Origin of the sequence: Xanthomonas maliensis, from assembly GCF_009192945.1 — a bacterium.
Taxonomy (GTDB): domain Bacteria; phylum Pseudomonadota; class Gammaproteobacteria; order Xanthomonadales; family Xanthomonadaceae; genus Xanthomonas; species Xanthomonas maliensis.
Genome location: NZ_NSET01000054.1, coordinates 36,403 through 44,105, shown reverse-complemented (window position 1 = coordinate 44,105; position 7,703 = coordinate 36,403). Strand labels below are relative to the sequence as shown.

Here is a 7,703-nt window from a genome sequence, read left to right as displayed (position 1 = left end):
AGTCGTTTGTGGGGCCGACCGAACTGGCCTACAAGCTCCCGGTGCCGGGCGCCGAGCCGTTCAAGCTCAAGTACGTGCTGCGCGACGCGATGGGCGCGCCGTTGAAGAACACCGACTACGCGATGTATCTGGCGGACGGATCGGTGATGACCGGCAAAACCAATGCCCAGGGCGAGACCCAGCAAATCACCACGGATGGTCCGGACAGTGTCCATCTCATGGTCGCCAACGACAGCCACGAAGGCTATTACCAGGTGTCCGAACACGATGCATGACATGGCAACCACTCCGGCGCAGGGCGCTGCACAACCGCAGAATGGTCCTCTCGCCATCGCCAAGGGCGATTTCAAGCTCTGCTATCAGAATGCCCAAGGCATCGTGTTCCCCTGTGCCGGGGTGCGCTATCAGATCCAGCATGTGCTCGATGGCCGCGTCGTGGCCAGCGGCGTCACCGGCCAGGATGGCCGCACCAGCCAGGTCGTCGCCACCGCAGCGGCAAAACCAACCGCCGGCGGCGTGCTGCCGTTTTCCCGGCCGTCCTACAGCATGCTGGACGATGGCGTGGAGCGGTATCGCCTGCTGGTCTGGGAAGCCAAGCTCTCGCGTTACATCGAAGCGGATCTGCATCCGGCCGAAAAGAACACCACTGCGATCCTGGCGCTGCAGCCGTCCGAGCTGGTCGCGTTCCAGGTGCTGAAGACCCAGCAATTGATCCTCAAGCGGCACGTGCGCGTGCGCTTTCGTTTCAAGCAGGGCAACAAGCCGATCCCGGGCGCGCCGTACGTGGCGTATACCTTCGACAAGGACGGCAAGCAGATCACCGCCAAGGATCTGGACGGCAAGCCGATCAAGGGCAACACCGACAAGCAAGGCGAAACCGACCGCATCTTCACCGACGACAAGTGCTGGTTCGTCTTCAACCTGCCCGGCGCGGACAAGCTGTCCTATACCTCCGACGCGTTCGAGCCGCGCGTGGGTGGTGCCGATGCGGCCATGTACGAGGTCAGCGTCAAGAGCCAGGTGGCGGTCGCCTCGCCCGGCAAGGGAACAGTCTCCAAGGTCAACGGCAAGGTCAGCGCCCCGGCGGTGCTCAATGCGCACGACGAAGAACTGCTGTTGCTCACGCCCGAGGTATGGAAGGAATTCGAAGCGGTCAGCGGCCATATCGAAAGCACCTTCGCCGGCGTCCATCAATCGCGCTATGCCTTGAATCAGGCCTTGCAGGGCAGGGACCCGGAGGCGATCAAGCAGGCCGAAAAGGATTTGAACGGCGCAGAAGACAAAGTCGCCGAGATGTTGAACAAGGATTTTTCCAAGAAGGCCGACCTGGTCGAGGTGGTCACCTTCGAAAGCTACAACAAGGGCGCCAATGCACCTGGCGCCAACGGCAAGGAGCAGATCGGCCTGCGACGCCGTTACATCCCGCGCACCAAGTACGAGCAGTACAAGCAGCGTCGCATCAAGGGCGTACCGGTCAACGTCAAGCTGAGCGCCTCGCAAAAGGTCAGCCACTCCGGCCCGGTCGAGGGCGAGGTCGGCCGCAAGGCCAGCACCACGCATTCGGACAAGAAGACCTTCGATGCCGCCAAGTTCATGGAGGACATGAAGAAAATCTCGACGGAATTGAAGACCGGCACCAGCGTCAAGGCCGACCCGTGGGTCGCGGACATCCTGGACATGGGCGCCAATCAGTTCGCTGAGACCGTCAAGAAGTCGGACAACTACACCGTCGAGTCCTCCGCCCAGTGGATGCGCCTGGTCGCCGGCGCCGGCGCCAGCAGCGAAGTGAGTTGGGACACGAAGAAGGGTGACCTCAAGGCCAAGGCATCGGTGAACGCGCAGGCCAAGCTGATCCTGTTCGAAGGCAAGTGGGTGCACACGCTGGCGGTGCCCAGCAGCAAGGGCTGGCAGATGTGCTTCGGCGGCATGGACCTCGGCGCCATCGTGTTCCAGCTGGCTTGCGAGCTCTATGGCTTTGTCGGCGCAAAGGCCGCACTCACCGGCGCGGTTGGCGTGTCCTACAACGGCAGCAAGGCGAGCGTGCAGCCGCGACCGCGCGACCGCCAGGACAGCCTGGCCAACCGCTTCGACGAGCGCAGCGGGCTACCGCGCGCGGATCTGGGCGACCCGCCCGGCCCGAACGGCGCCCGCTCCCAGCGGATCGTGCCGGCTGCATTGAATGAAAAGCCGCCGGAAGACATCAACGGCATGCAGGTCAATGCGGAGATCTTCGCCGGCGCCGAAGCAGGGCTGACGCCATCGGGCGAACTGCAGTGGCTCCCTCCCAACCAATCCAAGCCGGTGAGCTTCGCCAAACTGTCACTGGACGTCGCCGTCAGCGCCGGCGCGGGCGCCAGCGGCCAGTTGAATATCTATTACGCCAACGGAAAGTTCCGCGTCAAAGCAAGCGCACGCCTATGCTGGGGCGTCGGCGCCAAGGGCGCCCTGGACTTCGTGGTCGAAAGCGCCGGCATCCTGGAATTCGTCAAGTGGGTGTATTACCAGTTGGCGCATGCTGGGTTTAAGGTGCTGGTTTATTTTGCGAGAGATGCGTTTATGGCACTGTCGCAAGTGCTGTTTCTCGCTATTGCGCGGGATTCTGATGCTGGCATCTTTCTCTCTGAAAGCCTCGGCCAGATCAATGGAATGCTCAAGTCTGTAATGAACAGCCTTGAGAGGGCGGATAATAGATATAAGTTGGTTTCTAGTATCAATAAAAAGTCCGAGTGGTTAATTCATGCGACTCCCGAAACTCGCGGCATGTTGCTCTATGCACTTACTCGTCATGACTGGGCTACGCACTGGAACAACGCTCCCGAGATTCAGCGTAAAGGACTGGATATCCAGGTTCATTACCTGAATGAGCACAAGCGTGCGATTATAAATGTAGTGAAGTGCGTTAAATTGAGCGGCGAGTGGATAAATATGCTGCAGCACATGTCCATGGATGGTTCGAAAATTGCTGACGCTGGCAAGGCTGATGGCGATGTGATGCGATTCCTTAATTACGGCTTGTCGTTAACTTCGGATCTGAAAAGCGAGGTATTTGATAAAGTAAATTCAAATCCGGGATGGAGGCCTGAGGGAATAGGGAATAGCTATCTAGAGGAATACAATAACCACAGGCGTACATTATTAGGTGCTTTTCCCAAAGGCTACGAGGTGGCTCAATTAAATGAGATGGGTGACCAGCAGCTGGCAATGCTGGATGGAGTTGTTTCCCCTAGCTTTGCGCAGATTGATCCGGAGTATTTGTGGATGGACCGCGACGGTGCGCGCACCATGCTGGCGATGGAGCATGGTCGCTCCTTGGATGATGGTGCAGACACACGAATGGCATAGCGATGAAATCTATGCGCTTGCAGAAAAAAGTGGCGTTCCCTAGATCTGGGGGGGCATCCCTCCCCCCGGTTCTTCTAAAGGTAGATGCAATTGCTCTGAAAGAAGATGTTGGTAAAAGTAAATTTTTGCGCTTTACCTTGTTGGAATCGCAACACATCTAAAGGCATTGAATGCATTCTGATTTACTTCTATTACCTCGCCTGTGTCGGGCATTTTATTAGGTGGCGGCGACGGCACTTGTTTGAATCTAGTGAATGTCATCGAAACCAAGGCGAGCGAATCCCCGCCTGAATTGGAGTGTGAGCGCTGCACTTTCTCAGTTCCGGTCTTCGGGCCAGCGGGATTCACTAAATCTTTGGGGTCGTAAGAATCACTATACCAATCTCGCGCCCATTCGAATCCGTGGTCAATCATATCATACAGGCCAATCTGGTTCGGAGGATAGCGGCCTATAGCTGTTGGGCCATATCCGCCATATCCCCCTTTTTGTCGGGCCTCCGAAGCTTGGTCAAAAGATTCAACATTCCGCCCATCTTCTACCTTGCCATTATCCGTCGCCCAAACAATCATTTTTCCCCTGCTGCGTGCGGCATATTCCCATTGTGCTTCGGTAGGTAGGTCCATAGGGGTGTTTATCTTTTCGCCAATCCAGTGGCAATAGGATTGCGCGCTTTTCCAGTCGACACCTGCGGGAATATTGGGGAGGTTTCGATATTCTAAATCAGTCTTAGTTTGAGCAACCTTTTTTTTGCCGGTTGCATCGGTATAAACATCGAAGTCTGCATAAGTAATCTTGTGAGCAGTGATTGCGTAATCATCGAGCGTTACATCCCGCAGCACATCGTCATTGCGCTCGCCGCTATAGGGCAGCTTGACCGTGTCCCTTGGCCCAAAGTCGCCCATCAAGAAGGTGCCGCCCTTGACCTGCACCAGGTCCTTGAGGGTCTTTTGCTTGAGCGCTTCGACGCGGGTGGCGATGGCGGGGTCGGTGTTGACCGGTGCAGGGCTTGCAGCCGTCGGCTGCCAGACACTAAGGGTCAGCAGGATTGCTGTGACGTATCGGCATCCGCGGTGGCAGCTGGCTTCCATAAGTGCGCTGTTCCTGGCGGCGTGTGGCGGGTGATCGATGGTAGCAAGCCGGCGATGGGCGAAGGCTCCGCGGAGTGCATGGGCGCACGGCTGTTCGTGCCTTGGCGTGTGAAGGGCCGGGCTTGGGCGCTGTGCGGCGGGTTCGCACAGGTGAGCCCGGTTGGCGTGGGTTATGCCTTTGCTTGATGGCAGCTACTACATGACAGGATTATCTTTTTATGGTGGACTTCGGCGGTTATCACGACTGGAATCGCCAATGCGCCGTCTTGCCCGCCTGATCGTTCCTTCCGTCCTCGCGCTGTGCTGCGGCACGTCGCTCGCGCAATCCTCCGACGATCCGGTGCCGACCGGCCGGCTGCCGGACTGGGCCGTTCCCGAGCGTTACAGCCTGGCGCTGCGCATCGATCCGGACCAGGCGCAGTTCAGCGGCCGCACCACCATCCGCGTGCAGCTCAAGCAGGCCTCGGATCACCTGTGGTTGCACGGCAAGGAGCTGAAGGTCAGCAAGGTCACGGTGAAGCCCGGCAAGGGCAAGGCCGTGACGGCCCGCTACGTGCAGGCCGATGCCAAGGCCGGCGTGGCGCGGCTGGACTTCGGTCGCGTGCTCAAGCCGCAAACCCTGACGGTGGACATCAGCTACAGCGCGCCGCTCAATCAGCAGTTGCAAGGTCTGTATCAGGTCAAGACCCAGGGCCAGGCGTATGCGATGACGCAGATGGAGCCGATCAGCGCCCGCTACGCATTTCCCGGGTTCGACGAGCCGGCCTTCAAGACGCCGTTCGACCTGAGTCTGACGGTGCCCAAGGACGACCAGGCGTTGGCCAATACGCGCGCGATCGCCACCAAGCCGGCCGGCAAGGGCTGGAAGACGGTGACCTTCGCCTCGACGCTGCCGCTGCCGACCTACCTGGTGGCGTTCGCGGCCGGTCCGTGGGATGTGGTCGAGGTGTCGGCAATGGCACCGACGCCACAGCGTGGCATCGCCACGCCGCTGCGCGGGATCGCGGTCAAGGGGCAGGGCGCGCGCATCACCCCGGCGCTGGATCAGACCCCGGCGATCATCGCGGCGTTGGAGGACTACTACGCCTTCGGCTACCCGTTCGACAAGCTGGATCTGGTCGCTGCACCGGACTTCAGTGCCGGCGCGATGGAAAACCCCGGGTTCGTCACCTTCCGCGATTGGCTGCTGCTGCTGGACAAGGATTCGCCGGCCGAGAACGTGCAGCGCTCCTTCAACGTCAATGCGCACGAGCTGGCGCATCAGTGGACTGGCGACACCGTGACCATGGCGTGGTGGGACGACCTCTGGCTCAACGAGGCTTTCGCCACCTGGATGCAGCAGAAGATCACCATGCAGTTGCATCCGGAATACCGCGCAAACCTGGCCCGTATCGTCGGCGCGCAGCATGCGATGGATAACGACAGCCTGGTCAGCGCGCGCAAGATCCGCCAGCCGATCACCGGCAATGGCGATATCGAGACCGCGTTCGATGGCATCACCTATCAGAAGGGCGCTGCGGTGCTAGGCATGTTCGAGGCCTTCGTCGGCGAGGACGTGTTCCGCGAGGGCATGCGTGCCTATATCGCCCAGCACAAGTTCGGCAACGCCACTGCCGACGATCTGGTCGATGCGATCGCCCAGGCGGCCGGCAAGGGCGAGGACTTCAAGGCGGCATTCCGCAGCTTCCTCAATCAGCCCGGTGTGCCCTACCTGCAAACGCAGCTGGCGCGCGAAGGCGGCAAGACCCTGCTCAAGGTGCAGCAGCAGCGCTATCTGCCCATCGGCTCGACGGGATCGGCGGCCCAGCAATGGGGCTTGCCGGTGTGCGTGAAGTACGGCAAGGGCAAGGGCCAGGTCGGCACGGCCTGCCAGATGCTGGACGGCCCCAGCGGCAGCATCGTGCTGGAAGGTGCAGGCCGCAATACCTGGGTGTTCCCGAACGCGCGCGGCGCCGGCTACTACCGTTTCAGTCTGCCGGCCAAGCAGTTGAGCGCGCTGGGCAAGCAGATCGGGCAGTTGGACGAGAGCGAGCGTCTGGCCTATGCCGATGCGATCGATGCCGCCTACCGTCACGGCGACGCCGACGATGGCGCCGTGTTGGCGGCGCTCAAGCAGTTGGCATCGTCGGAGTCGGCTGACGTTGCCACCGCGATGGTCGGCCGCTTGCAGTGGATGTGGCGCCATCAAGCCAGCAGCGATGCCCAGCGTGCGGTGCTGCGCAAGGCGGCCGAACAGGCCTACCTGCCACGCCTGCGTCAGCTTGGCTACGCGCGGCGTGCCGGCGATTCCATCGACGACACCAGCTTGCGCACCAGCTTGAGCAGTCTGCTGGGCGTGCAGCTGCAGACGCCGGAGGTGCGCAAGGCCTTGCTCGCGCAGGGCGATGCGGTGCTGGCTGGCAACAACGGTGCGCTCGACTTCGGTGCTGCCAATCCGGACCTGCTGGAGGCGGCCCTGGCGGTCGCGGTGCAGGAACGCGGGGCGCCGGCGGTGCAGGCCTTGCAGCAGGCGCTGCGCACGCATGCCGATCCGGCCCAGCGCAACGCGATGATCGGTGCCTTGGGCGCGGTGCAGGATCCGGCCCTGCTGACGCAGGTGCGGGATTTCGCCTTGACCGATGCGATCAAGGTCGGCGAGATGAAGTACCTGCTGATGCGTGGCCATTCCACGCAGGCCACGCATGCTGCGATGTGGCCGTGGTTCACCGCCAACTTCGATCGCATCGTGCAGCGCAGCGGTTCCTTCGACGGCGGCGGTCTGCCGGCGCTGGGTGCTGCCGGCGGTTGCAGCACGCAGGAAGCCGACCAGCTCGACGCCTTCTTCAAGCCGCGGCTGGCGACCCTGAGCGGCGCCGATCGCGGGCTGGCGCAAACGGGCGAAGCGATCCGCTTGTGCGCGGCGCTGCAACAGGCGCAGGCGCGCAAGCGCTGAGGACGTCCCGCTCCGGTGGGGCCGCAGGGCACCACCGGCGTGGCGTGATTGGCTGGCGATGCCTGGCCGTGCAGCGAATCGCTTCCCTGCATGGGCGGCAGGCACTGCCGAGACAAGGCCAGGCGGTCACGGCAGCGCGCCAGGCGGGAATCTGCACTCGCACATTCGCGAGTCGATGCCGACGATGACCTTCCTTCGTGTTGCGATAGGCGGTTTAGAGCGTGTGCTGCACGTTGAGATGAGAGGCGTTGGCCGTCAGCGGTGCGGAGCGTGTGCTGGGTGGTGTCGGCTTGGCTGGCGCCAAGGCAACCGCACGCCTTGTCTCGACGCGCCGCAGGAT

The 7,703-nt window shown here is 61.4% G+C and carries 3 protein-coding genes and 1 pseudogene; 3 read left to right on the top strand and 1 reads right to left on the bottom strand.

The window, feature by feature from the left end:
- Both CKY51_RS17115 and CKY51_RS17110 read left to right on the top strand, forming a co-directional pair.
- A pseudogene (locus CKY51_RS17115) lies at positions 1 to 275 on the top strand (type VI secretion system tip protein VgrG); the annotation flags it as partial.
- 1 nt (position 276) lies between these two features.
- The gene (locus tag CKY51_RS17110; RefSeq protein WP_244952549.1) at positions 277 to 3,342 is read left to right on the top strand and encodes a DNA repair protein; all 3,066 of its coding nucleotides are present in this window, start codon (positions 277 to 279) and stop codon (positions 3,340 to 3,342) included.
- A gap of 132 nt (positions 3,343 to 3,474) precedes the next feature.
- On the opposite strand, the gene CKY51_RS17105 is transcribed toward CKY51_RS17110, so the two are convergent.
- Positions 3,475 to 4,431 carry a formylglycine-generating enzyme family protein gene (locus CKY51_RS17105; RefSeq protein WP_152249544.1) on the bottom strand — a complete coding sequence of 319 codons (957 nt, stop codon included), beginning with the start codon at positions 4,429 to 4,431 and terminating at the stop codon, positions 3,475 to 3,477.
- Between the two features lie 256 nt (positions 4,432 to 4,687).
- Between CKY51_RS17105 and CKY51_RS17100 the strand changes: the two genes are divergently transcribed.
- Positions 4,688 to 7,363: a M1 family metallopeptidase gene (locus CKY51_RS17100; RefSeq protein WP_152249543.1), complete on the top strand. Its 2,676-nt coding sequence runs from the start codon at positions 4,688 to 4,690 to the stop codon at positions 7,361 to 7,363.
- Positions 7,364 to 7,703 lie beyond the last annotated feature (340 nt).

What these genes read in the sequence shown, in the direction of transcription:
- CKY51_RS17110 (WP_244952549.1), top strand. Translation starts at nt 277, where the DNA reads ATGGCAACCACTCCGGCGCAGGGCGCTGCACAACCGCAGAATGGTCCT.
- CKY51_RS17105 (WP_152249544.1), bottom strand. Translation starts at nt 4,431, where the DNA reads ATGGAAGCCAGCTGCCACCGCGGATGCCGATACGTCACAGCAATCCTG.
- CKY51_RS17100 (WP_152249543.1), top strand. Translation starts at nt 4,688, where the DNA reads ATGCGCCGTCTTGCCCGCCTGATCGTTCCTTCCGTCCTCGCGCTGTGC.